23 protein-coding genes are annotated in these 23662 nt (G+C 72.2%); 15 read left to right on the forward strand and 8 right to left on the reverse strand.

Translation table 11 applies throughout. From position 1 onward, the window contains the following. Window positions 1-10 precede the first annotated feature (10 nt). The gene (locus AB0K37_RS21015; RefSeq protein WP_363983559.1) at window positions 11-280 is read right to left on the reverse strand and encodes a hypothetical protein; all 270 of its coding nucleotides are present in this window, start codon (window positions 278-280) and stop codon (window positions 11-13) included. Between the two features lie 100 nt (window positions 281-380). Next, entirely contained in the window at window positions 381-1340 is a 960-nt protein-coding gene (locus tag AB0K37_RS21020) for an aldo/keto reductase (protein WP_363983561.1), read from the reverse strand. A gap of 132 nt (window positions 1341-1472) precedes the next feature. Between AB0K37_RS21020 and AB0K37_RS21025 the strand changes: the two genes are divergently transcribed. Then, window positions 1473-2093 (forward strand): hypothetical protein, encoded by a 621-nt coding sequence (locus tag AB0K37_RS21025; RefSeq protein WP_363983563.1) that lies wholly within the window; start codon window positions 1473-1475, stop codon window positions 2091-2093. Here the strand turns inward: AB0K37_RS21025 and corA are convergent. Further along, a complete protein-coding gene (gene corA / locus AB0K37_RS21030) occupies window positions 2090-3070 on the reverse strand; it encodes a magnesium/cobalt transporter CorA (RefSeq protein WP_363983565.1) in 981 nt (326 codons plus the stop codon). The genes AB0K37_RS21025 and corA overlap by 4 nt on opposite strands. 53 nt (window positions 3071-3123) lie before the next feature. Here corA and AB0K37_RS21035 point away from each other — a divergent pair, with 53 nt between their 5' ends. The 7 genes from AB0K37_RS21035 (at window position 3124) to mshC (ending at window position 9432) form a co-directional block, all read left to right on the forward strand. Further along, complete coding sequence (locus tag AB0K37_RS21035) at window positions 3124-3837, forward strand: MSMEG_4193 family putative phosphomutase (protein ID WP_363983567.1); 714 nt, start codon at window positions 3124-3126, stop codon at window positions 3835-3837. A gap of 10 nt (window positions 3838-3847) precedes the next feature. After that, window positions 3848-4396, forward strand: a complete 549-nt coding sequence (locus AB0K37_RS21040; RefSeq protein ID WP_363983569.1) for a DUF3090 domain-containing protein — start codon at window positions 3848-3850, stop codon at window positions 4394-4396. 53 nt (window positions 4397-4449) lie between these two features. Then, entirely contained in the window at window positions 4450-5241 is a 792-nt protein-coding gene (locus AB0K37_RS21045) for an SCO1664 family protein (protein ID WP_363983571.1), read from the forward strand. Window positions 5242-5290: 49 nt separating this feature from the next. Then, complete coding sequence (locus tag AB0K37_RS21050; protein WP_363983573.1) at window positions 5291-6055, forward strand: NRDE family protein; 765 nt, start codon at window positions 5291-5293, stop codon at window positions 6053-6055. A 161-nt stretch (window positions 6056-6216) separates the two neighbouring features. Then, window positions 6217-7185: an ABC transporter permease gene (locus AB0K37_RS21055; RefSeq protein WP_363983575.1), complete on the forward strand. Its 969-nt coding sequence runs from the start codon at window positions 6217-6219 to the stop codon at window positions 7183-7185. A gap of 5 nt (window positions 7186-7190) precedes the next feature. Next, the gene (locus tag AB0K37_RS21060) at window positions 7191-8135 is read left to right on the forward strand and encodes an ABC transporter permease (protein ID WP_363983577.1); all 945 of its coding nucleotides are present in this window, start codon (window positions 7191-7193) and stop codon (window positions 8133-8135) included. A 67-nt stretch (window positions 8136-8202) separates the two neighbouring features. Continuing rightward, a complete protein-coding gene (gene mshC / locus AB0K37_RS21065; protein ID WP_363983579.1) occupies window positions 8203-9432 on the forward strand; it encodes a cysteine--1-D-myo-inosityl 2-amino-2-deoxy-alpha-D-glucopyranoside ligase in 1230 nt (409 codons plus the stop codon). Window positions 9433-9639: 207 nt separating this feature from the next. On the opposite strand, the gene AB0K37_RS21070 is transcribed toward mshC, so the two are convergent. Together AB0K37_RS21070 and AB0K37_RS21075 are read right to left on the reverse strand one after the other, a co-directional pair. Further along, window positions 9640-10482 carry a PAC2 family protein gene (locus AB0K37_RS21070; protein WP_345182974.1) on the reverse strand — a complete coding sequence of 281 codons (843 nt, stop codon included), beginning with the start codon at window positions 10480-10482 and terminating at the stop codon, window positions 9640-9642. Window positions 10483-10685: 203 nt separating this feature from the next. After that, entirely contained in the window at window positions 10686-11147 is a 462-nt protein-coding gene (locus AB0K37_RS21075; RefSeq protein WP_363983581.1) for a universal stress protein, read from the reverse strand. A gap of 205 nt (window positions 11148-11352) precedes the next feature. Here AB0K37_RS21075 and AB0K37_RS21080 point away from each other — a divergent pair, with 205 nt between their 5' ends. The 7 genes from AB0K37_RS21080 (at window position 11353) to AB0K37_RS21110 (ending at window position 19200) form a co-directional block, all read left to right on the forward strand. Continuing rightward, window positions 11353-11985, forward strand: coding sequence for an HAD family phosphatase (locus AB0K37_RS21080; protein WP_363983583.1), 633 nt, complete (start codon window positions 11353-11355; stop codon window positions 11983-11985). 208 nt (window positions 11986-12193) lie between these two features. Then, the gene (locus AB0K37_RS21085) at window positions 12194-12622 is read left to right on the forward strand and encodes a hypothetical protein (protein WP_363983585.1); all 429 of its coding nucleotides are present in this window, start codon (window positions 12194-12196) and stop codon (window positions 12620-12622) included. 428 nt (window positions 12623-13050) lie between these two features. Continuing rightward, a complete protein-coding gene (locus AB0K37_RS21090) occupies window positions 13051-14043 on the forward strand; it encodes an ABC transporter permease (protein WP_363983587.1) in 993 nt (330 codons plus the stop codon). A 53-nt stretch (window positions 14044-14096) separates the two neighbouring features. Further along, window positions 14097-15851 (forward strand): ABC transporter substrate-binding protein, encoded by a 1755-nt coding sequence (locus AB0K37_RS21095; protein WP_363983589.1) that lies wholly within the window; start codon window positions 14097-14099, stop codon window positions 15849-15851. A 105-nt stretch (window positions 15852-15956) separates the two neighbouring features. Next, window positions 15957-16970 (forward strand): ABC transporter permease, encoded by a 1014-nt coding sequence (locus AB0K37_RS21100; RefSeq protein ID WP_363983591.1) that lies wholly within the window; start codon window positions 15957-15959, stop codon window positions 16968-16970. After that, window positions 16970-18037, forward strand: a complete 1068-nt coding sequence (locus AB0K37_RS21105; RefSeq protein ID WP_363983593.1) for an ABC transporter ATP-binding protein — start codon at window positions 16970-16972, stop codon at window positions 18035-18037. Before AB0K37_RS21100 ends, AB0K37_RS21105 begins: the two co-directional genes overlap by 1 nt. Window positions 18038-18135: 98 nt before the next feature. After that, complete coding sequence (locus AB0K37_RS21110) at window positions 18136-19200, forward strand: dipeptide ABC transporter ATP-binding protein (RefSeq protein WP_363983614.1); 1065 nt, start codon at window positions 18136-18138, stop codon at window positions 19198-19200. A gap of 103 nt (window positions 19201-19303) precedes the next feature. Here AB0K37_RS21110 and AB0K37_RS21115 read toward each other — a convergent pair whose 3' ends face one another. The 3 genes from AB0K37_RS21115 to AB0K37_RS21125 form a co-directional block, all read right to left on the reverse strand. After that, on the reverse strand, window positions 19304-21805 hold the full coding sequence (locus tag AB0K37_RS21115; protein WP_363983594.1) for an ABC transporter permease: 2502 nt from the start codon (window positions 21803-21805) through the stop codon (window positions 19304-19306). Continuing rightward, a complete protein-coding gene (locus tag AB0K37_RS21120; RefSeq protein WP_363983596.1) occupies window positions 21802-22632 on the reverse strand; it encodes an ABC transporter ATP-binding protein in 831 nt (276 codons plus the stop codon). The genes AB0K37_RS21115 and AB0K37_RS21120 overlap by 4 nt, the downstream gene beginning before the upstream one ends. Window positions 22633-22872: 240 nt before the next feature. Beyond that, complete coding sequence (locus AB0K37_RS21125) at window positions 22873-23553, reverse strand: response regulator transcription factor (protein WP_363983598.1); 681 nt, start codon at window positions 23551-23553, stop codon at window positions 22873-22875. Window positions 23554-23662: the final 109 nt, after the last annotated feature.

Here is a 23662-nt window from a genome sequence, read left to right on the forward strand (position 1 = left end):
GCCGCCGGCATCACCTACGCCACGCTGTGCCAGGGCCCCTACGAGGAGAGCGTCCGGTACCGCGATCGCCCGCCTCGGCGAACAGCCCGCCGAGGGCGCGCAGGCCCTCCTCCGGGCCGGCGGCGGGCTCCGGCGGCGGCGCGGGAGCGGGCGCGGGCGCGGGGGAGTCCCGCCCGTCGAGCGCGCCGGCGGCGGCCTCGGCCGCGCGCATGGCGGCCTCGGCGCGCGCCTTGCGCTCGGCGGCGGTGGGGGCGGCGGTCTGGTCAGGGGTGTCGGTCACGGGCTTCCCGTCACGGCTGATCTCGGTTGGCGGTGGACCGTCCAGAGCGTGCCACGGACGGCCCCGGGGTTCACGGACGAATCACGGGTGGGAGGGCGGATCACGGGTGGGAGGCCGCGTCGGAGAGGTCGGAGACGTCGTCCAGCGCGCCGCGGATCTCGTGCGGCAGGGTGACCTCCTCGCTCTCCAGGATCGCGCCGAGCTGCGCCGCGGTCCGCGCGCCGACGATCGGCGCGGCGACGCCCTCCCGGTCGCGGACCCACGCCAGCGCCACGGCGAGCGGGGAGCACCCGAGGCCCTCGGCGGCGGTCACCACCGACTCCACGATGCGGGCGCACTCCTCGTCCAGGTACGGCTGGACGAAGTCGGCGAAGTGCGGCGCGGCGGCGCGCGACCCGGCGGGGATGCCGGTGCGGTACTTGCCGGTGAGGACGCCGCGGCCGAGCGGCGACCACGGCAGCAGCCCCGCCCCGGCGTCCAGCGCGGCGGGCACGACCTCGCGCTCGATGTCGCGGCGCAGCAGCGAGTACTCCAGCTGCGCCGACACGACCGGCGCGCGGCCCGGCCAGGCCCGCTGCCAGGCGGCGGCCTTGGCGACCTGCCAGCCCGCGTAGTTGGAGACGCCCACGTACCGGGCCCGGCCCGAGGAGACCGCCTCGTCCAGCGCCGACAGCGTCTCCTCCAGCGGCGTGCCCGGGTCGTAGACGTGCAGCTGCCACAGGTCGACGTGATCGAGGTCCATGCGGTCGAGGGAGGCGTCGAGGGCGCGCAGCAGGTGCCGGCGTGAGCCGTCGTAGCGGCCGTTCGGCCGGATCGCGGCCTTGGTCGCCACGACGAGGTCGTCGCGGTCGACCAGCTCGCGCAGCAGGTGGCCGAGGATCCGCTCGCTGTCGCCGTCGCTGTAGACGTCGGCGGTGTCGACCAGGGTGCCCCCGGCCTCGACGAAGGCGATGAGCTGCGCGGCCGCCTCGTCCGGGGCGGTGTCCTGGCCCCAGGTCATGGTGCCGAGTCCCAGCCGGGACACCAGCAGCCCGCTCCGCCCGAGGTGACGCTCCTTCATAGGCGGCCAATCTAGCGGTCCGGGCGCGCCGCGCGGAAAGCGAGCGGCCGCCCCGACCGGGCGGGTCCGCGGCGCAAAGATCCTGGTGAGGATCTATTGCGGCGGGGCGCCGCCGGGCTAGAGTTCGCAGCCATGGCGCCACCCCCGTTCTCGATGTACTCGCCGAAGACGCCGGAGGACGACGGCGGGCCGGCCGTGGCGCCGGTGTTCGGCGCCGGCCCGGGCGACGACCCCGGTTACCTCGCCTCGCTGCGAAGCGGCACCGAGCTCGGCCGGATGCGCCTGATGATGCTGGCGCTGCTGGCCGCCCCCGTCCTGATCCTGGCGATCATGCCGCTGATCGTCGAGGACGGCCGCGGGGACGGGCCGTCGTGGATCTACCTGCCGCTCGCGGCCGCCGCGCTGCCGGCCCTGCTCGCCGGGCCCCGCGCTCCGCGCCCGATGGCGCCGGGCGCCGATCCGGCCGCCGCCGCGCGGACCGCGCTGATGATGTTCCGGCAGGCCGTCCTGCTGCGGTTCGCGCTGGCCGAGGGCGTGATCCTGGTGGGGCTCCCGCTGGCGATGGTCGCCCACAGCGAGCTGGTCTTCGTCGCGGGGTTCGTCCTCGGCTACCCCCTGCTGGTCTGGCTGGCGCTGCCAACGCGCTCCGGCGTGGAGCGGATGCGCCGCCGCCTGGAGTCGCAGGACGCCGAGTCGCACCTGTGGGCGGTGCTCCTCGCCGCGCCCGCGTCCCCCCGCGACTCCGGCGCCTAGAGCCAGCCGCTCTTGCGCAGGCGGCGGAACAGCAGCACGCACACGACTGCCATCACCGCGATGACCAGCGGGTACCCGAAGGTCCAGTGCAGCTCGGGCATGTGGTCGAAGTTCATGCCGTAGATCCCGGCGATCGCGGTGGGCACGGCGATGATCGCGGCCCAGGCGGAGATCTTTCGCATGTCCTCGTTCTGCCGCTTGCCGAGCAGCGCCAGGTGCGCGGTCAGCACGCTGTTGAGCAGCTCGTTGTGCGCGTCGACCTGCCCGTCGACGCGCAGCAGGTGGTCCAGGACGTCGCGGAAGTACTCGCGGGTGGAGCCGCACTCGGCGACGCGGCCCTTCACGATCTCCTGCAGCACGGGGACGAGCGGGTCCTCGGCGCTGCGGAACTCCAGCACCTCCCGCTTGAGCGAGTAGATGTCGGCGGTGACGTCCCGGGCGTTCGGGTCGAACACGGCCCGCTCCAGCCCGATGATGTCGACCTCGACCTCGTGGGCGACGACGCCGTACCGGTCGACGACCTCGTCGCACACGGCGTACAGGACCGCGGTGGCGCCGTGCCCGAGCAGCTCCGGGTTGTCCTCCAGCCGCCTGCGGACCGGCCCGAGCGGGTTCCCGGCGCCGTGCCGGACGGTCACCACGAAGTCCCGGCCGAGGAAGACCATGATCTCGCCGACCTCGATGTCGGAGGTCTTGTCGACGTAGGCGAGCGTCTTCAGCACGACGAACAGCGTGTCGTCGTAGCGCTCCATCTTGGGCCGCTGGTGCGCGGAGACCGCGTCCTCGGCCGCCAGGGGGTGCAGGTTCAGCTCGTCCTTGACCAGCTCGAACTCGTCCTCGTCGGGCTCGAAGAGGCCGATCCACAGGAAGCACTCGCCGTCCTCGCGGGCGAGGTCGAAGGCGTCGCTGATGTCGCCCTCGATGTCGCGGCGCTTCCCGGCGGCGTAGATGGCCTTGTCGACGATCACACCACGCATTGTCGCGCATCCGGGGCGTCGGGATGCCCGGATGATCTCCTAGAGTGGCCGGTGTGACGACGCTTCTGCTGGTTCGGCATGGCCTGACCGCTATGACCGGCCCCGTGCTGGCCGGATGGACGCCCGGAGTGCGCCTGGACGAGCGCGGCCGCGCGCAGGCGGCGGCGCTCGCCGCCCGCCTGGCGCCCCTGCCGCTCGCCGCCGTCGTGTCCAGCCCGCTCGAACGCTGCGTCGAGACCGCCGAGGCCGTCGCCGCGGGGCGGGCCGAGCCGGTCGAGAAGGTCGAGACCGACGACCGGTTCGGCGAGGTCCGCTACGGCGACTGGACGGGCCGCCCCCTCAAGGAGCTGGCCGAGGAGCCGCTCTGGCGCGTCGTGCAGGCCCATCCGAGCGCCGCGCGGTTCCCCGGAGAGGCGGGGGAGGCGCTGGCGGACGCCCAGCACCGCGCCGTCACCGCCGTCCGCGACTGGAACGAGCGGATCGCCGCCGCCCGGGGGCCGGACGCGCTGTACGCCGTGTGCAGCCATGGCGACATCATCAAGTCGATCGTGGCCGACGCGCTCGGCCTGCACCTGGACCAGTTCCAGCGCATCCAGGCCGACCCGGCGTCGCTCACCGTGATCCGCTACACCGAGACGCGCCCCTTCGTCGTCCGGCTCAACGACACCGGAGGCGATGTCGCCGGGCTGATCCCGGAACCGCCGGAGGAACGTTCCGGGAAAGACGGACTCGGGTCGAGTGACGCGGTCGTGGGCGGCGGCGCGTAGGGTCGTTGTCATGCCCGTCATCTCCTACGATCCGCCGGAGCGCTTCGTCGCCGGCGCCGTCGGGCGCCCCGGCGACCGCGCGTTCTACCTGCAGGCGCGCTCCGGCCGCCGCGTCACCAGCGTGGGCCTGGAGAAGTTCCAGGTGACGTTGCTTGCCGAGCGGCTGGAAGAGCTGCTGGACGAGGTCCTGCGGCGCAGCGGCGGGGACGTCGACGTGCCCCCGGCCGCCCCCTCCGAACTCAAGGACGACGGTCCCCTCGACCAGCCCGTCGAGGAGGAGTTCAAGGTCGGCACGATGGCGCTCGCCTGGGACCCCGACGGCGAGCAGGTGGTCATCGAGGCGCAGGAGGTCACCGAGTCCGACGAGGAGCCCGAGGTCGGCGAGGACGACCCCGCCGTCGCGGTGCTGCGGGTGCGGATCAGCGCGGCGCAGGCCCGCGCGTTCGCCGAGCGCGCCCTGAAGGTGGTCGCGGCGGGACGGCCGCCGTGCCCGCTGTGCGGCCTGCCGCTCGACAGCGAGGGGCACGTCTGCCCCCGCCAGAACGGATACCTCGGCTGAGATGACACCCCGCTGTGCTGGATCATGGACGACGTGGCCGGGAGAATGAACGCATGACGCAGTCCTCCCGGGGCCGGGCGCCCGCCGGCGACGCAGGCGGGCCGGGCGAGGCCGGGCGCGCGGTGTCCCCGCGCGACGCGGCCGCCGCGGAACGGTTGCTGTCCGCCGGCCGCATCGCCGTGGAGGGCCGGCTCGTCCAGGCATCCAACGCCACCCTCTACTGCGCGATCGAGCACGACGGGGTGTCCGCCAACTGCGTCTACAAGCCGGTCGCGGGGGAGCGGCCCCTGTGGGACTTCCCCGACGGGACCCTCGCCGAGCGGGAGGTCGCCGCCTACGAGGTCTCCAAGGCGATGGGCTGGGACACCGTCCCGCCCACCGTCCACCGCGACGGCCCCTACGGGCCCGGCATGGTGCAGCTGTGGGTGGAGCCCGACCCCGACGTCGACCTCGTCGGCCTGTCGCGCTCCGACGACGAGGCCGTCCGCCGGATGGCCGTCTTCGACGCCGTCGTCAACAACGCCGACCGCAAGATCGGCCACCTGCTGCCGCCCGGCGACGGCCACGTGTACGGCTGCGACCACGGCGTCTGCTTCTCCGTCGAGTACAAGCTGCGCACCGTGCTGTGGCAGTGGCGCGGCAAGCCCCTCACCCCCGAGGCCGTCGAGGCGCTCAGCCGGGTCGACGCGGGGCTGCGCGGCGGCGCCCTCGGCGCGCGGCTCGCCGAGCTGCTCACCGCCGAGGAGGTCGACGCCACCCGGCGCCGCGTCGAGCTGATGCTCAAGCACCGCATCCACCCCTACCCGCCCGAGGACTGGCCCGCCATCCCCTGGCCGCCGCTGTAGACCGCCCCCGCCGGTATCGGCATACCGGTGGAATGCTCCAATTGGGGGCATGTGCACGGCGATCATCAGTGTCGACCCGTCCTCCCCGGTCCCGGTGCTCCTCGTGGGCGTGCGCGACGAGTTCACCGCGCGCGCGTGGGAGCCCCCCGCCCGGCACTGGCCGGACCGCCCCGGCCTCGTCGGCGGCCGCGACCTGCGCGCGGGCGGCACCTGGCTGGCGGTGGACCCCGGCGCGCCGCGGGCCGCCGTCGTGCTGAACGGGCGCGGCGCCATGGCGCCCGAGGCGGGCCGCTCCTCCCGCGGGGAGCTGCCACTGCGGGTCGCCGCCGAAGGCAAGCTCGGCCGGCCGGACCTCGCCGCGTTCGACCCGTTCCACCTCGTCTGCGCCGAACCCGACGGGGTGCGGCTGTGGAGCTGGGACGGCGCGGCCCTCACCGAGCGCGGGCTCGGCCCCGGCCTGCACATGATCGTCAACAGCGGGCTGGAGGGGGAGGGCCAGTCGGAGGGCGAGACGGAGGACGCCTACATGGCGGCGCGGCTCGCGCACTTCCGGCCGCTTCTGGCCGCCGCGCCGCGCCCCGAGCCGCGCCTCGAGGACCCCGTGGAGCGGGCCTGGGGCGCGTGGCTGCCGCTGGTGGACGGCGGCGGCCTGCCCCGCGCCGACCACCGCGCCCTGCTCCCCCTGCTCGACCTGGGCGACGGCCGCGTGTGGGGCACGACCTCCGTCAGCCTCGTCGCCCTCGGCCGGACCGGCGTCCGGTACGACTTCTCCGCCGTCCCCGGGGACTCGCGCGCCTGGACCCGCGTCCGCTGACAGGCACCCTGTCCTGCCCACTTGCCGGCTCCGGCTGCGGAACATGACGCTCGGTGCTAGTTTGACTACCTAATGCGATCTTCGTCGGGGCGGGGCCGCCCGCGGAGGGTCATCGGCAGACGGGGAGTGCGGATGGCAGCGGTGGTACGCGCGGCGGCGCGATGAGCAGCTACGCCGAGGTCGAGACCCGCAGGCCGAGGGCGGCCCCGCACGAGGCCCTGCCCGTGGAGGGCCGCACCCCCTGCCAGCTCGCCTGGACCCGGTTCCGCCGCGACCGGCCCGCGGTCGCGGCGCTCGCCGTTCTCGCGCTGATCCTGGCGTTCGCGGCGCTGGCGCCGCTGTGGGCGCACCTGACCGGCCACCCCTACGACGCGACCTTCCCCGGCACCGGCCTGGACGCCGGAGGGCAGCCGCGCGGGCCGGGCGCGCGGTTCCCGCTCGGCGCCGACCAGCTCGGCCGCGACGTCCTCGTGCGCGCCGCCTACGGGGCGCGGATCTCCCTGGCCGTCGGGATCCTCGCGGCCCTGCTCGCCTCCGCCGCCGGGACCGCGGTCGGGACCCTCGCGGGGTTCGCGGGCGGAGCCCTGGACGCCCTGCTCGCCCGGCTCATGGACATGATGCTCGCCCTGCCGTACCTGCTGGTGGCCATCGTGCTGGCGACCACGTTCCAGATCACCTCGGTCGCCGCCAGCCTGAGCATGACGATCCTGATCATCGCGTTCTTCTCGTTCGCCGCGGTCGCCCGCGTCATCCGCGGACAGGTGATCACGATCAGGCGGCGGGAGTTCATCGAGGCGGCCCGCGCCCTCGGCGCCTCCGACGTCCGGATCATGTTCGGCGAGGTCCTGCCGAACCTGTCCGCGCACGTCACCGTGCTGACCTCGCTGCTGGTCCCGGCCTCGATCGTGTTCGAGGCGACGCTGTCGTTCCTCGGCGTCGGGGTGCGCCCGCCGATGCCGAGCTGGGGGTCGATGCTCGGCGAGGGCGGCGACGTGTTCCGGACGGCCTGGTGGCTGCTGGCCGTCCCGGGCGTCCTGCTGCTGGCGACGACGCTGGCGTTCAACCTGCTAGGCGAGGGCATCCGCGACGCCTTCGACCCGCGCGGCGACCGCGCGCCCGGGGGGCGGTGAGGCGCGTGGCGCGGTTCGTCCTCCGCCGCCTGCTGTACGCGGTCGTGGTGCTGTGGATGGCGGCCACGCTGGTCTTCGTGTTCCTGCACGTCTCGCCGGTCCCGGTGGAGCGCGTCATCGGCGGGCCGCGCGCCACGGCCGACACCCTCGGCCAGATCCGCCGCAACCTCGGGCTCGACCGCCCCGTCCTCGTCCAGTACTGGCGGTTCGCCGGACGGCTGGCGCGCGGCGACCTCGGCGACTCCTACATCAACGGCGTGCCGGTCACCAGCCTGATCGGCCAGCGCCTCCCCACGACGCTGTGCCTGGTGGCGGGCGCGGCCGTCCTGTGGTTCGCCGGCGGCGTGCTGCTCGGCGTGCTCGGCGCGACGAGGCCGCGCGGCCTGGGGGACAGGGCGGCGACCGTGTTCGTGCTGGTCGGCCTGTCCACCCCGCCGTTCGTGATGGCGCTCGCGCTGCTGCACGTGTTCTCCGCCGGGCTCGGCGGCGGCGCCGTCCACCTGTTCGAGGCGGGCCCCCCGCTGCAGGAGCACTTCCTGCGCCGGATGGTCCTGCCGTGGATCGCGCTGGCGTTCCTCATGATCGCCACCTACACGCGCCTCACCCGCGGGGCGATGCTGGACGTGCTCGGCGAGGACTACGTGCGGACGGCGCGGGCCAAGGGCCTGCCCGAACGCCGCGTCATCGGCCGGCACGGGCTGCGGACCGCGCTGGCCCCCGTCGTCACCCAGCTCGGCATCGACCTCGGCGCGCTGGTCGGCTCCACGATCGTCACCGAGAAGGTGTTCGGGCTGCAGGGCGTGGGACAGCTGGTCTACCAGTCCATCGCGCTCGGCGACACCCCGGTCGTCATCGGGGTGACGCTGCTGGTGACGTCGTTCGTCGTCGTCGCGAACCTGCTGGTCGACATCGGCTACTCGGTGCTGGACCCGCGCGTCCGGCACCGCTGAGGGCGCGTCCGGCGGAAGCCGCGATCTCGGATTCATGCCGCGAAGTACGCATGGATAAGCTTTCCGTATGCGATCGTGGCCCGCCTCCGAAGTCCCCAGCCTCTCCGACGCGGGACTGCCCGCCGCGACCCGGCCCCTCGGCCTGTACGACACCGGCACCGGGACGACGCGCCCCACGTCCCCCGGCGACACCGCCCGGATGTACGTGTGCGGGATCACCCCCTACGACGCGACACACCTCGGCCACGCCAACACCTACCTGGCCTTCGACCTCGTCAACCGGGTGTGGCGGGACCTCGGCCACCGGGTCCACTACGTCCAGAACACCACCGACGTCGACGACCCGCTCCTGGAACGTGCCCAGCAGACCGGGGAGGACTGGCGCGAGCTCGCCGACCGGGAGATCCAGCTCTTCCGCGACGACATGACCGCGCTGCGCGTCCTGCCGCCCGACCGCTACGTCGGCGCTGTCGAGGCGATCCCGCTGATCATCGAGATGATCGAGAAGCTGCGCGGCCGGGACGCCGCCTACGAGGTGGACGGCGACGTCTACTTCCCTATCGCCTCCGACCCGGCGTTCGGCCGGGTCAGCCGGCTCACGCGGGAGGAGATGGCGCCGCTGTTCGCCGAGCGCGGGGGCGATCCGGACCGGCCCGGCAAGCGCGACCCCCTCGACGCGCTGCTGTGGATGGCGCGGCGGCCCGGCGAGCCCGGGTGGGACTCGCCGTTCGGGGAGGGGCGTCCCGGCTGGCACGTGGAGTGCTCGGCGATCTCCATCGAGTACCTCGGCATGGCCTTCGACGTCGAGGGCGGCGGCTCGGACCTGGCGTTCCCCCACCACGAGATGAGCGCCTCGCACGCGCAGGTCGCCACGGGGGAGCGGCCGCACGCCCGCGCCTACGTGCACTCCGGCATGGTCGGCCTGGACGGCGAGAAGATGTCCAAGTCGCGCGGCAACCTCGTGTTCGTGTCGAAGCTGCGGGAGTCCGGAGCCGACCCGATGGCGATCCGGACGGCGCTGCTGGCCCACCACTACCGCTCCGACTGGGAGTGGACCGCGGACGCCCTCGACGAGGCGGCCGCCCGCCTCGGCCGCTGGCGCGCCGCGGCGGCCCGCCCGTCCGGCCCGCCCGCCGCCCCGCTGGCCGCCGCGGTCCGCGAGGGCCTGGCCGACGACCTGGACACCCCGGCCGCGCTGGCGGCCGTGGACGCCTGGGCCTCCGCCGAGGGGGACGACGATGCGGCGCCGGCCCAGGCCGCCGCCGTCGTCGACGCCCTCCTCGGCATCGCTCTCTGACCGGCGGCCTCCGGCCGTTTCGCGCCGGCGAGCCTGCGGCGGCGGGCTCGCCGACGCGCTCAGGATCGGGGAAGGGGGCGCGGCTCGCTCACCGGCACCCGACGCCGGCGGCCCGCGGGACGGAGGACGTCGTGATCAGCGCACTCCGCGGCGTGCCCACGCCGCCGCCGGGGACGCGGGTGACCGGCGCGGGCCCCGCCCGCGCGATCAGCCCGGGTCGCGGCGGCGCAGGTAGCGCTCGAACTCGCGGGCGATGGCGTCGCCGCTCGCCTCGGGCAGCTCCGTGGCGTCCTTCTGCTCCTCCAGCGTGCGGACGTACTCGGCGACCTCCGAGTCCTCCTCGGCGAGCTCGTTGACGCCGTGCTCCCAGGCGCGGGCCTCCTCGGGCAGCTCGCCGAGCGGGACGGTGACGTCGAGGAGGTCCTCGACGCGGCGCAGCAGCGCGAGGGTGGCCTTGGGGGAGGGCGGCTGGGCGACGTAGTGGGGGACGGCCGCCCACAGCGACACGGTGTCGAGGTCGGCCTTGGCGCAGGCGTCCTGGAGCACGCCGAGGATGCCGGTCGGCCCCTCGTAGCGGGCCGGCTCCAGGTTCAGGGTGTTGACCAGGCCGGCCTCGGACGCGGCGCCGGTGACCGGCACCGGCCGGGTGTGGGGGGCGTCGGCGAGCAGCGCGCCGAGCAGCACGACGTTGCGGATCTCCAGCTCCAGCATCAGCCCGACCAGCTCGCGGCAGAACGAGCGCCACCGCATGTTGGGCTCGATCCCGTGCAGCAGCACGACGTCCTTGCCGTTGGGGAGCCGCGCCCACGACACGCGGGTCGTCGGCCAGGTGATGCCGCGGGTCTCGCCGTCGGCCATCTCGACGATGGGGCGTGTGACCTGGAAGTCGTAGTAGTCGTCCGGATCGAGCTCGGCGATGGGCACCGCCTCCCAGGTCGACTCCAGATGCGCGATCACCCCGCTGGCGGCCTCCCCGGCGTCGTTCCACCCCTCAAAGGCGGCCACGAGCACCGGATCGACGAGTTCCGGCACGCTTTCGAGCTCGACCACGCGCTGCCTCCTTTCGACGCCCAGGTACAGCGTCACCGACGGGGGCCGTCATTCCCGGGGGTCGGGGGCCCCGCTCATGATCGGTGGCTGTCAGCCTACGTCCTGACGGTGACGTACCCCACCCCTCCGGAAGCCAGACCCCGCCCTGTACGCCCGCGGCGGAACCCGGGTCACGATCGGGTCACCGGCGGCGGGGACGGGCGTCACTTGCCGCGCGGAGTGGTGTGCACGATGAGCACGTCGCAGGGGGCGCGGTGCGACAGGTTCGCCGGCACGGAGCCGAGGATGCGGCCCGCGAGGCTGTTGAGCCCCCGGTTGCCGATCACCATGAGGTCCACGGGGCGCTCCTTGGCCAGCTTGGACAGCACGTCCACGGCGTCGCCCTCGACGGCCTCCTGCTCGATGTCGGTGGCGCCGGCGGCGACGGCCCGCTCCCGCGCGGCCCGCAGCGCGTCGTCGGCGGGCGTGGAGCCCTGCACCTTGTAGGCCAGGTCGCCGAGCCGGTCGGCGGCGCTCGCGCGCTCGCGCTCCGGCATGGGGCTGTAGGCGGAGGCGAGCAGGAGGGTGGCGCCCGTGGCGGCGGCCAGCTGCGCGGCCCTGTCGACCGCGCGGAACGAGGAGTCGGAGCCGTCGGTGCCGACGAGGATGGTGCGGTACGCGCTCATGCCGTTCCTTACCCGTTGGTAGTCAACTGCTGGCACGCTATCGGTCCGGTGTCCCATCCGTCACCGTCTCTTTGCACACCCCGTCCAAGAGGCGCGGGCCCTCGCCGGGGGACGGCCGGAGTGTCCCTTGATCGCCCAGATAGGGTGGTTTCTCCGGCCCGGACGACCCGTGGGGAGAGTTGTGACTGGTGGCGGCCCGCACGCCGTGCTTTTCGACATGGACGGCCTGCTCATCGACTCCGAGAGCGTCTGGCTGGAGGTGGAGTCGGAGGTCATGGCGTGGCTCGGCGGCGAGTGGACCCCCGCCCACCAGGAGAAGCTGGTCGGCGGCTCCCTCTACCTCGCCGTCGACTACATGCTGGAGCTGACCGGGGCGGACGCCCCGCGCGAGGAGGTCGGCCGGCGGATGCTGGACGGCATGGCCGAGCGGCTCGGCGCCTGCGTCCCGATGATGCCCGGCGCCAAGGACCTGCTCGCCGAGATCCGCGCCGCCGGGGTGACGGCGGCCCTGGTGTCCTCCAGCCACCGGCGGCTGATCGAGCCGGTGCTGGACGCCGTCGGCCGCGAGCACTTCGCGCTCAGCGTCGCCGGGGACGAGGTCGCCCGGACCAAGCCCCACCCCGAGCCGTACCTGACCGCCGCCGCCCGGCTCGGCGCCGACCCCGCCCGCTGCGTGGTCCTGGAGGACTCCCCGAACGGCGTCGCGGCGGCGGAGGCGGCGGGCTGCGTCACCGTCGCCGTCCCCGGCCTCCTGCCCATCCCGCCCGCGCCGGGGCGGACGGTGGTCGCCTCGCTGCGCGAGGTCGACCTGGAGCGGCTGCGTTCGCTGGTCGCCTGACGCGGCGCCTCGTCCCGTCCCGCGGCCGGGCCGTTGTCCGGCCGTGACCTGATACCCGGGAGCCGGTACCCCGGGGGCGGTCCCTAGGGGACGGGTCCCGCCGCAGGAGGAGAAGGCCGCGGGCGCAAACCGTCCGCCAGAAGGAGCAGGTCCGGCGGTTCGCGTGTGACGATGGGAAGAGCACCGCCGCACGGAATGAGGGGCCGGCATGAGCGACGCAGCCATATTCGCGATCAGTCTCGGGGTGACCCTGGTCGGGTTGGTGATCAGCTGGGGCGCCTACCGCCGCCGGGGCGCGGGCACCGGGCTGCGCGGCGCGGCCCTGTCGCTGGTGCCGCTCGCGGCGGCGTTGACGGGCGTGACCGAGTTCTTCGTCGACCTGGCGTTCAGCCCGGTGAAGTGGGCGGGCGTCGCGGTGGCGGGGCTGGCCGTGCTGCTCTACCTGGCGTCCGGGGCGATGCTGAGCCGGCGCGGGGGCGCCGGCGACGGCCGCGCGGCCGCCGAGGCCGGCGACGGGCGCCGCCCGGCGGGCCGCGCCGGCAAGCCCGGGCGGGGGATCGAGGGTCCCGCGAAGGGAGGCGGCGACCCGGAGATGGCGGAGATCGAGAAGATCCTCCGCGACCGCGGCATCTCCTGACGCCGCGGGGCCCGCACGCGTCGTGACGGCGGGCCGGGACGTTCCGGACGGGGCGTCCCGGCCCGCCGTTTCTGCGTCTCCCGGCCCTGACCTGCGGACGATCAGTCTCAGATCGGACTCAGTACGGTAAAGCTTGCCGTTCCGGACCTCCTGGAGGTGCCGGGCAGGTCCGGGCTAAACGTACTATTCGGGCGATTTGTCCGAAGTGGTGTGCGGACGCGTGTTGCCCAGATGACGACGAGATCACAAGTCAGATACGGGTACTTCCGAAGGACGCTTCACGGATGGACAGTCGTGCCCGAAGGACTACGTTTCCCTTCAGCAAACGCGGCGTAACGGGCACGGGGGCAGCGGATGATCTCCGCGACCGCCGGTCACTCGCCGGCGGCAGGGCCGAACCAGTGGCCGGACGGTAGGAGGTATCGAGCGTGGCCGCACCCATAGAGGTGACCGGGTCCGACAGCGAGGCGCAGCCGGAGGCTGTCCTCGCCGGCGTCGACAGGAAGAAGATCCAGGGACGCTCGCTCGGGCAGATCGCCTGGATGCGGCTGAAGCGGGACAAGGTCGCTCTGACCGGCGCGGTCGTCGTGCTCGTGCTCATCCTGATCGCGATCTTCGGGCCGTACTTCGTGCAGAACCCGTTGACGTACCACCAGAACCTGATCGACCCGACCTACAACAGGCCGAAGTCGGGGATCTGGCACACGGGCATCAGCGGCGACCACTGGCTGGGCGTCGAGCCCGGCACCGGCCGCGACCTGCTGGCCCGCATCGTGCACGGAGCCCGGATCTCGCTCCTGGTGTCGTTCCTGGCCACCCTGCTGTCGGTGGTCATCGGGACCGTCATGGGCATCGTGGCCGGCTACTTCGGCGGCTGGGTCGACTACCTGATCAGCCGGGCCATGGACGCCTTCCTGGCGTTCCCGCTGCTGCTGTTCGCGATCGCCCTGGTCGGCGTCGTCTCCGACGGCGCGTTCGGGATGAACGGCAACGGGCTGCGGATCTCGGTGCTGGTCGTGGTCATCGGCTTCTTCAACTGGCCCTACATCGGCCGCATCATCCGCGGCCAGACGCTGTCGCTGCGCGAGCGCGAGTTCGTCGACGCCGCGCGCAGCCTGGGAGCCCGCAACTCCTACGTGCTCTTCAAGGAGATCCTGCCGAACCTGGTCGCCCCGATCCTGGTCTACTCGACCCTGCTGATCCCGACCAACATCCTGTTCGAGGCGGCGCTGTCGTTCCTCGGCGTCGGAGTGATCCCGCCGACGCCCTCGTGGGGCGCCATGCTGACGCTCGCGGTTCCGATCTACTCCTCGGACCCCGCGTACATGATCATCCCTGGTATGGCCATCTTCATCACCGTCCTCGCCTTCAACCTCTTCGGTGACGGGCTGCGGGACGCTCTCGACCCTCGGGCCAAGTGACTCGGGTTCAACCGACCCGTCTAATTGAAGGGGTGCGCCTGCACATGAACAAGATGAGACCATTTGCGGTCTTCGCGGCCGGTGTGGTCGCGGCCGCAGGGCTCGCCGCCTGCGGCGGCGGTGAATCCGGAGGCTCGGGGAGCGGGCCCGGGTACAACGCCGGCGTGAACGAGGTCGTCAACAAGTCGGACAAGAAGGGCGGCACGCTCAAGCTGGCCGACTCCGACGACTGGGACTCGCCGGACCCGGGCAACACCTACTACGCCTTCTCGCAGAACTTCGCCCGTCTCTACGGCCGCGGCCTGACCACGGCCAAGGCCGCGGCGGGCAAGGCGAGCCTCGAGATCGTCCCTGACCTGGCCACCGACATGGGCCAGTCCAGCGACGGCGGCAAGACCTGGACGTACAAGCTGCGGACCGGCGTCAAGTACGACGACGGCACCACGGTCACGTCCAAGGACGTCAAGTACGCGATCGAGCGCAGCAACTACACCAAGGAGCTGCAGCTCGGGCCGAAGTACTTCAAGCAGTACCTCGTCGACAACAAGCCCGCCTACAAGGGCCCGTACGAGGACAAGAGCGACGAGGGTCTGAAGTCCATCGAGACCCCCGACGACCAGACGATCATCTTCCACCTGAACGAGCCGTTCCAGGAGTTCGACTACCTGGTCTCGATGTCGCAGTCGATCCCTGTGCCGAAGGCCAAGGACACCGGCACGAAGTACGAGTCCTCGATCGTCTCCAGCGGGCCGTACAAGATCGACAACTACACGCGCGGCAAGTCCATGTCGCTGTCGCGCAACCCGAACTGGAACCAGAGCACCGACCCGCTCCGCAAGGCGCTGCCGGACAAGATCGAAGTCCAGATCAAGCAGAACGCGGACGACATCGACCAGCGGATGCTGGCCGGCGCGCTGGACATGGACATCACCGGCGTCGGCGTCCAGGCCGGGACCCAGCCGAAGGTGCTGACTCCCGAGCAGAAGCCGTACGTCGACAACCCCGTCCAGGGCTTCCTGCGGTTCATGTCGCTGAACGTGAACGTCAAGCCGCTCGACAACATCCACTGCCGGACGGCCGTGCAGTACGCGACCGACAAGGTCGCCGCGCAGACCGCCTACGGAGGCCCGCTGGCCGGCGGCGACATCGCCACCACCGTGCTGCCCCCGTCGGTGGACGGCTACACCAAGTTCGACCTGTACCCGCAGAAGCAGGCCGAGGGCGGCGGTCTCGACCAGGCCACGCTCGCCAAGGCCAAGTCGGAGCTGCAGGCGTGCGGCAAGCCGGACGGCTTCAGCACCAAGATCTCGGCGCGGTCGGACCGGCCGAAGGAAGTCGCGATGGCCGAGGCGATCCAGCAGAGCCTCGCCAAGGTCGGCATCAAGGTCAGCATCGTCCAGTTCCCGGCCGGCGACTACTTCAACAAGTACGTCGGCGTGCCGAAGTACGTTCACGACCACGGCATCGGCATGATGATCATGGCGTGGGCGGCGGACTGGCCCACCGGCTACGGCTTCCTCTCGCAGATCGTGCACGGTGCGGCGATCAAGCCGTCCGGCGGCAACAACCTCGCCGAGCTCAACGACCCCAAGGTCAACAAGGGGCTCGACGACGCGATCTCCAACGGTGACAAGGCCGCGCGTCTGAAGGCCTATGGTGAGGTCGACAAGGCGGTCATGGCGACCGCCGCCGAGGTGCCGCTGATCTACGCCAAGGCCCTGATGTACCGGCCGAAGCGCGTGACGAACGCGGGCATCACGTACTACTACGGCGGAATGTACGACTACCTCAACATGGGCGTGGAGTGACACTCCGCTTCGTCCGTGCGTCCAGCTGAAGGCAGGTGAAGGCGACGCCCGCCGGCCGTGCCGGGACCCACAGGTCCCGCCGGCCGGCGGGTCGGGCCGAGCATTGTGTTCGCATACATCATCCGGCGCCTCATCGGTGCCGTCGTCATGTTGCTGCTGGTCAGCATGGTGACCTTCGGCATCTTCTTCTGGTTGCCCAAGATCGCCGGGCAGACGACCGACCAGATCGCGGCGTCCTACGTGGGCAAGGCGCCGACCGCCGAGGCCATCCAGGACACCAAGGAGCGGCTCGGCCTCGACAAGCCGGTCGTGGTGCAGTACGGCAACTACGTCAAGGCCATCGTCGTCGGCAAGGACTACAAGGCCGGCCCCGTGACCGACCACTGCCCCGCGCCGTGCCTCGGCTACTCGTTCCGCAGCAGCCAGCCGGTGCTGGAGACGCTGGTCGACCGGGCCCCGGCGACCCTGTCGCTGGCACTCGGCGCCGCGCTGGTCTGGCTCGTGGGCGGCATCGCCACCGGGGTGCTGTCGGCGCTGCGCAGAGGCTCGCTCTGGGACCGGGCGGCGATGATCATCGCGCTGAGCGGCGTGTCGCTGCCCATCTACTTCACCGGCCTGGTCTCGCTCGCGCTGTTCTCCTACACACTCAAGATCTTCCCGGGCGGCGGCAGCTACACCCCGTTCACCTCCAATCCGGTGAGCTGGTTCCAGGCGCTGGTCCTGCCCTGGGTGACGCTCGCGTTCCTCTACGCCGCGATGTACGCGCGGCTCACGAGAGCGGGCATGCTGGAGACGATGAACGAGGACTACATCCGCACCGCCCGCGCCAAGGGCCTGTCGGAGGGGACCGTCGTCACCAAGCACGCGCTGCGCGCGTCGCTGACGCCGATCCTCACCATCTTCGGCCTCGACCTCGGCCTGCTGCTCGGCGGCGCGGTCCTGACGGAGAACACCTTCGGCATCCCGGGGCTGGGCCAGCTGGCGATCAGCTCGATCCGGGGCGGCGACCTGCCCATGGTGCTCGGCGTGACGCTGCTCACGGCGACCTCCATCATCGTGATCAACCTGATCGTCGACATGCTGTACGCGATCGTCGACCCGAGAGTGAGGCTTGGCTGATGACCGGCACCGCGCCCGCCGCGGAGACCGCGGGCACCGGCGAGGCCCCGAGCGCGTTCCTCGAGGTCCGCGACCTCAAGATCCACTTCCCGACGGACGACGGCCTGGTCAAGTCCGTCGACGGCCTGTCGTTCCAGCTGGAGCGCGGCCGCACGCTCGGGATCGTGGGCGAGTCGGGCTCCGGCAAGAGTGTGACCAGCCTCGGCATCCTCGGCCTGCACAACCGGCGCAACGCCGACGTGTCCGGGGAGATCTGGCTGAACGGCAAGGAGCTCGTCGGCGCCTCGCATGCCGAGGTGCGCCGGCTCCGCGGCCGCGACATGGCGATGATCTTCCAGGACCCGCTGTCGTCGATGCACCCCTTCTACACGGTCGGCCACCAGATCATCGAGGCCTACCGGGTGCACAACGACGTGTCCAAGTCGGTGGCCCGCAAGCACGCCATCGACATGCTCGGCAAGGTCGGCATCCCCAAGCCGGACAAGCGGGTGGACGACTACCCGCACCAGTTCTCCGGCGGCATGCGGCAGCGCGCGATGATCGCGATGGCGCTGTCCTGCGACCCCGAGCTGCTGATCGCCGACGAGCCGACCACGGCACTGGACGTGACCGTCCAGGCGCAGATCCTGGACCTGATCCGGGACCTGCAGCAGGAGTTCAACTCCGCGGTCATCATGATCACCCACGACCTCGGGGTGGTCGCCGAGCTGTCCGACGACATCCTGGTGATGTACGCGGGCCGCGCGGTGGAGTACGCCTCCGTCGACGATGCCTTCCACCAGCCGCTGCACCCCTACACCTGGGGGCTGCTCGGCTCGATGCCGAGGCTGGACCGGGAGCGCTCGGAGCGGCTGTTGCCGATCGAGGGGTCGCCGCCGAGCCTGATCAACGTGCCGTCGGGCTGCGCGTTCCATCCGCGCTGCCCCTACAGTGACCTCAACGGGGACAAGAGCACGACCGAGCGGCCCGAGCTGGTCGAGGCCGAACCCGGCCACAAGGTCGCGTGCCATCTCCCGCTGGAGAAGAAGCGGCAGATCTGGAACGACGAGATCCGGGCGAAGCTGTGACGAGCACGGGTGGGAACGAGACTGTGAACACAACGAAGACCCCGGCCGACGAGACCCGTCCGGCCGCGGAGACCCGCCCCGCGCGGGACGGCGAGCCGCTGCTGGAGGTGGACAACCTCGGCAAGCACTTCCCCGTCACCGCGGGGCTGCTGCGCCGCCAGGTCGCGGCCGTCAAGGCCGTCGACGGCGTGTCGTTCTCGGTCCGCAAGGGCGAGACGCTCGGGCTGGTGGGCGAGTCGGGCTGCGGCAAGTCCACCACCGGCCGGATGATCATGCGGCTGCTGGACCCGAGCTTCGGCAAGATCACCTTTGAGGGCCAGGACATCACCACGATGTCGCAGGGGCGGCTCCGGCCACTCCGCCGGGACATCCAGATGATCTTCCAGGACCCGTACTCGTCGCTGAACCCACGCAAGACGGTCGGCGCGATCGTCGGGGCGCCCTTCCGGCTGCAGAACATCGAGGCCAAGCAGGGCGTCAAGAAGGCCGTCCAGGAGATCCTGGAGCTGGTCGGGCTGAGCCCCGAGCACTACAACCGCTACCCGCACGAGTTCTCCGGCGGTCAGCGGCAGCGCATCGGCATCGCCCGCACCCTGGCCCTCAAGCCGAAGCTGATCGTCGCGGACGAGCCGGTGTCGGCGCTGGACGTGTCGGTGCAGGCGCAGGTCGTCAACCTGCTGGAGGACCTGCAGAACGAGCTCGACCTCACCTACGTGGTGATCGCGCACGACCTGTCGGTCGTCCGGCACATCTCCGACCGCGTCGCCGTCATGTACCTCGGCAAGATCGTCGAGGTGGCGGACCGGGCGGACCTGTACGAGCGGCCCATGCACCCCTACACCAACGCGCTGCTGTCGGCGGTGCCGATCCCCGACCCGAGCGAGCGCGGGGACCGCAAGCGGATCCGGCTGCAGGGCGACGTGCCGAGCCCGCTCGACCCGCCGCCCGCCTGCCGCTTCCACACCCGCTGCTGGAAGGCGCAGGACATCTGCAAGCAGGTCGAGCCGCCGCTGGTGGAGCTCAGCCCCGGCCACCAGGCGGCCTGCCACTTCCCGGAGAACACCACGGTCAGCGCGACCGACGCGGTCGCCAAGGCCGCGGTGGCGCCCGCCGCGCCCACCGCCGACCCGGCCCCTGCCGACGGCACGGACTCCGTGGAGTAGCGCCGCCAGGCGTGCCCCGTGCGCTGGGCACGCGCCGTGCATGAGGAAAGGCCCGGCCCCCGCGAGGGGGACCGGGCCTTTCCTCATGGCCGCGCGCCTGGAGCTACTCGGTGGAGATGGCCTTGAGGACGTCCATGCGGCCCGCGCGCCACGCGGGCCAGAGGGCCGCCAGCACGCCGATGACCGCGGCGACCACCAGGTAGATCCCCAGGGTCCCGTACGGCACGGCGAGGACTCCGAGGCCCTTGTCCGCGAGGGCGTTCTGCAGCGCCGCGCCGAACGCCACCCCGATGCCCATGCCGAGCACCGCGCCGAAGACCGCGATCATGATGGACTCCAGCCGGACCATGCGGCGCAGCTGCCGCCGGGAGATCCCGATCGCGCGCAGCAGCCCGATCTCCCGGGTCCGTTCGATGACCGACAGCGCCAGGGTGTTGACCACCCCGACCGCCGCGATGATGACGGACATCACCAGCAGGATCGTCAGGAACGTCACGAACCCGTCGACCTGCTTGCGGGCGTCGGCCTTCAGCGACGCCTGGTCGGACACCTTCAGGTTCGGGTAGTCCTTCAGCGACGACTCCAGTGCGCCCTTCGTCGCCGCCGACGGCGCCGAGGCGTCCACCACGACCGTGGTCACGGCCGGCCGGACGGTGTGCCGCAGGTGCGCCTGCGGGGAGATGAGGCGGGGGCCGATCAGATTGCTCTTGGCGTACACGCCCGCCAGTCTCAGCCGCTCGGTGCGCCCGTCGGCGAACTGCACCGGGACCGCCGTCCCGACCTTCCACCCGCGGGCCTTCGCGGTGTCCTCGTCCACCATGATCCCGGCGTCGCCGATGCCGGTTCCCCCGGAGGTGACCTTCAGCCTGGCGGCCTTGGCGATCACCGCCGCGTCGCCGGACATGTACCACGCCTTCTTGTTCTCGATCTTGGCGTTGCCCTCGTAGGTGGGGGACGCGGAGGTCACCCCGGGCGTCGTCCGGATCCTCTGCGCGGCCTCGGCGGTGATGCCGCCCGCGCCCTGCACCTCGACGAGGTAGTCGGCGCCGAACTGCGCGTCGACCTGCTCGTCGACCGAGGCCCGCATCGTCGCGCCCAGCACGTTCACCGTGGTGATCAGCGCCAGGCCGATCATCAGCGCCGCGGCCGTCGCGGCGGTGCGGCGCGGGTTGCGCAGCGCGTTCTGCCGTGCGAGGCGCCCGGGCGGGCCCATCAGCTTTGCGAACGGCGCGCCGAGCACCTTCATCACCGGCACGCTGATCACCGGGGCGAGCATGGCGACGCCGATGAAGACCGCGAACGCGCCCACGCCCACCGGGGCCACCGGGTTGCCGCCGCCGCCGGCGAGGCCGACGCCGATGAGCGCCGCTCCCGCGAGGGTGAGCAGGGAGCCGAGCGCGATCCGGATCCGCAGCGACCGCTGGGGCAGCGCGACGTCGTCGCGCATCGCCGCCACCGGTGGGATCTTCGCGGCGCGGCGGGCCGGGAAGTAGGCCGACACGACCGTCACCACGATGCCCACCGCGTACGACGAGATCACCGGGGTCGCGGTGAAGGTCAGCCCGCCCTGCCCGGCGTCGCCCATCTGCGTCTGCAGCAGGGAGGCCAGGCCCGCGCCGGCCGCGAGGCCGAGGGTGGAGCCGACCACGCCGACCGCGACGGCCTCGCCGATCACCGCCCGCGTCACCTGGCCGCGGGCCGCGCCGATGGCGCGCAGCAGCGCCAGCTCGCGGGTCCGCTGCGCGACCAGCATCGAGAACGTGTTGAAGATGATGAACGACCCGACGAAGATCGAGATGAGCGCGAACACGAGCAGGAACGTGCGGAAGAAGTCCATCATCGCGGCGATGTCGCTCTTGGACTCCTCGCGGAGCTTCTCGCCGGTGACGGCTTCCAGGTTCTGCGGCAGCGCCTTGGCGACCCGGTCGCGCAGCTCGTTCTGGGACGGGCCGGTGGAGCCCATCTCGATGTCGCTGAAGTAGCCGGGCTTCAGCATCAGCCGCTGCGCGGTCGGGGTGTCGAACCCGGTGAGGGTCGCGCCCATCAGGTTCCCGGCGTCGACCAGTCCGACGATCCGCATGCGGGAGGGCGGCCCGGCGGTGATGACCCGGGTGGTGTCGCCGACCGCGAGCTTGCCCTTCTCCGCGGTCCTGGTGTCGATGACGACCTCGTCGGGTCCCTGCGGGGCGTGGCCCGACGCCAGGTCGTAGGTCCCGCCCGTCGACCAGTTCGTCCCGATCTGGGGCGGACCCTCCTGCGCGGTCCCGACGATCTTGCCGTCCTTGCCGACGACGGCCGCGTACCCGTTGACGTTGCCCTTGGGGTCCTTGACGCCGTCGATGCCCTGCAGGGTCTTCAGCACGGTCGCCGGGACCGGCTGCGCCGCCGCCCCGTCGTCGTCGCCCTCGACGACCTTCTTGGCGCGCACGTCGACGGCCACGTTCGTGCCGATCCGGCTGAACAGGTCGTCGAACTGCTTGTTCATGCTGTCGGTGAAGATCAGCGTGCCGGCCACGAACGCGACGCCGAGGATCACCGCGACGGCCGTCAGCACCAGCCTGATCTTGTGCGCCGCGAGGTTGCGGAGCGTGACCTTGCCCATCATCGCGCCGACACCCCGGAACCGGCCGCGCCCGCGGGACGGGTGTTGTGGCCGCCGGCGTCGAAGCCCTTCATGCGCTCCAGCACCCGCTCGGCGGTCGGCTCGGTCATCGTGTCGACGATCTGCCCGTCGGACAGGAACAGCACCTGGTCGGCGTAGGCGGCCGCGGACGGGTCGTGGGTGACCATCACGATGGTCTGCCCCATCCGCCGCACGGAGTCGCGCAGGAAGCCGAGGACCTCGGCGCCCGCGCGCGAGTCCAGGTTCCCCGTCGGCTCGTCCGCGAAGATGATCTCCGGGCGGGACGCCAGGGCGCGGGCGCACGCCACCCGCTGCTGTTGGCCGCCCGACAGCTCGGTGGGACGGTGCTTGAGCCGCGGCCGCAGCCCCACCGTGTCGACCACCGCGTCCAGCCACTCCTGGTCGGGCCTGCGGCCCGCGATGTCCATCGGCAGCGTGATGTTCTCCAGCGCGGTCAGGGTCGGCACCAGGTTGAACGCCTGGAAGATGAAGCCGATCTTGTCGCGGCGCAGCCGGGTGAGCTGCTTGTCCTTGAGCCGGGTCAGCTCGGTGTCGCCGATGTAGACCTGCCCGGAGTCCACCGAGTCCAGCCCCGCCATGCAGTGCATCAGGGTGGACTTGCCGGATCCGGAGGGGCCCATGATCGCGGTGAACCGGCCGCGGGGAATGCCGACGGTGACCCCGTCGAGCGCGACGACCTGGGCGTCGCCGCGCCCGTACACCTTCGCGATCTGCTGGGTTCGAGCGGCGAAGTCGCCCGCCCCGGGCGCGTGCTCCGCGCCGGCGGTCGATGGGGCGGTGTTCGTCACGTGTACTCCCGTGGGTGAGTGAGCAGGAATGCGTCCGGACCGCGCCGTGCCCCCGGCGATCCGACTCACAAAACCCTAGAAGTCGAACAAACCGGTTTCCTGGACCCCAGGAACGGACTTGCCCGTCCACCCACGGCAGGAGAAGCCACTCCACCGTCGTCCTACCGGAGTAGTCCTCCGCCGACGAAAGTCGGGGGCGCCTCAGGGACCAACCCTGAGGCCGGCTCCCCGGCCCGCGCGTCAGCTCTGGCCGGGCCTGCTCAGCCCCGTCTCGTACGCGTACACCACGGCCTGGACGCGGTCGCGCAGACCCAGCTTCGCCAGGACGTTCCCGACGTGCGTCTTCACCGTCGTCTCGCTCACCACGAGCTCCGCCGCGATCTCGGCGTTGGACTGGCCGCGGGCCACGTGCGACAGCACCTCGCGCTCGCGCTCGGTCAGGGTGTCCAGCCCCGGCGGGGGCGCCGCGTCCCGGACGGCCGGCAGCCGGCTGGCGAACTTGTCCAGCAGGCGCCGCGTCACCGACGGCGCCACGATCGCGTCGCCCGCCGCCACGATGCGGATCGCCTGCACCAGGTCCTCGGGCGGGGAGTCCTTGAGCAGGAACCCGCTGGCGCCCGCGCGGACCGCCTCGATGACGTACTCGTCCAGGTCGAACGTCGTCAGGATCAGCACCCGGGGGTCGTGCGAGGCCGCGCCCTCCCGGATGATCCGGCGGGTCGCCTCGATGCCGTCCACCCCCGGCATCCGGATGTCCATCAGCACCACGTCCGGCAGCAGCGACCGCGTCAGCTCCACCGCCGCCGCGCCGTCCCCGGCCTCCCCGACGACGGCGATGTCGGCCTCCGCCTCCAGGATGAGCCGGAACCCCGTCCGCAGCAGCGGCTGGTCGTCGACCAGCAGGACCCGCACCGTGGTCATCCGGCCGCCACCGCCGGCCGCCGTCCCGGACCGTTCATCGTCGCGCTCCTCGCCCTCACCGGACCGCCGCGTCCGCGGCGCTCCTGCCCCAACCTACGGCCTCGCACGG

This window comes from Actinomadura sp. NPDC049753, assembly GCF_040674655.1.
Lineage (GTDB): Bacteria > Actinomycetota > Actinomycetes > Streptosporangiales > Streptosporangiaceae > Spirillospora > Spirillospora verrucosospora.

Excerpts from the sequence above, each read along its gene's own strand:
- AB0K37_RS21020 (WP_363983561.1), bottom strand. The coding sequence starts at position 1,340 with ATGAAGGAGCGTCACCTCGGGCGGAGCGGGCTGCTGGTGTCCCGGCTG.
- AB0K37_RS21025 (WP_363983563.1), top strand. The coding sequence starts at position 1,473 with ATGGCGCCACCCCCGTTCTCGATGTACTCGCCGAAGACGCCGGAGGAC.
- corA (WP_363983565.1), bottom strand. The coding sequence starts at position 3,070 with ATGCGTGGTGTGATCGTCGACAAGGCCATCTACGCCGCCGGGAAGCGC.
- AB0K37_RS21040 (WP_363983569.1), top strand. The coding sequence starts at position 3,848 with ATGCCCGTCATCTCCTACGATCCGCCGGAGCGCTTCGTCGCCGGCGCC.
- AB0K37_RS21045 (WP_363983571.1), top strand. The coding sequence starts at position 4,450 with ATGACGCAGTCCTCCCGGGGCCGGGCGCCCGCCGGCGACGCAGGCGGG.
- AB0K37_RS21050 (WP_363983573.1), top strand. The coding sequence starts at position 5,291 with ATGTGCACGGCGATCATCAGTGTCGACCCGTCCTCCCCGGTCCCGGTG.
- AB0K37_RS21055 (WP_363983575.1), top strand. The coding sequence starts at position 6,217 with ATGAGCAGCTACGCCGAGGTCGAGACCCGCAGGCCGAGGGCGGCCCCG.
- mshC (WP_363983579.1), top strand. The coding sequence starts at position 8,203 with ATGCGATCGTGGCCCGCCTCCGAAGTCCCCAGCCTCTCCGACGCGGGA.
- AB0K37_RS21075 (WP_363983581.1), bottom strand. The coding sequence starts at position 11,147 with ATGAGCGCGTACCGCACCATCCTCGTCGGCACCGACGGCTCCGACTCC.
- AB0K37_RS21085 (WP_363983585.1), top strand. The coding sequence starts at position 12,194 with ATGAGCGACGCAGCCATATTCGCGATCAGTCTCGGGGTGACCCTGGTC.
- AB0K37_RS21095 (WP_363983589.1), top strand. The coding sequence starts at position 14,097 with ATGAGACCATTTGCGGTCTTCGCGGCCGGTGTGGTCGCGGCCGCAGGG.
- AB0K37_RS21105 (WP_363983593.1), top strand. The coding sequence starts at position 16,970 with ATGACCGGCACCGCGCCCGCCGCGGAGACCGCGGGCACCGGCGAGGCC.
- AB0K37_RS21115 (WP_363983594.1), bottom strand. The coding sequence starts at position 21,805 with ATGATGGGCAAGGTCACGCTCCGCAACCTCGCGGCGCACAAGATCAGG.
- AB0K37_RS21125 (WP_363983598.1), bottom strand. The coding sequence starts at position 23,553 with ATGACCACGGTGCGGGTCCTGCTGGTCGACGACCAGCCGCTGCTGCGG.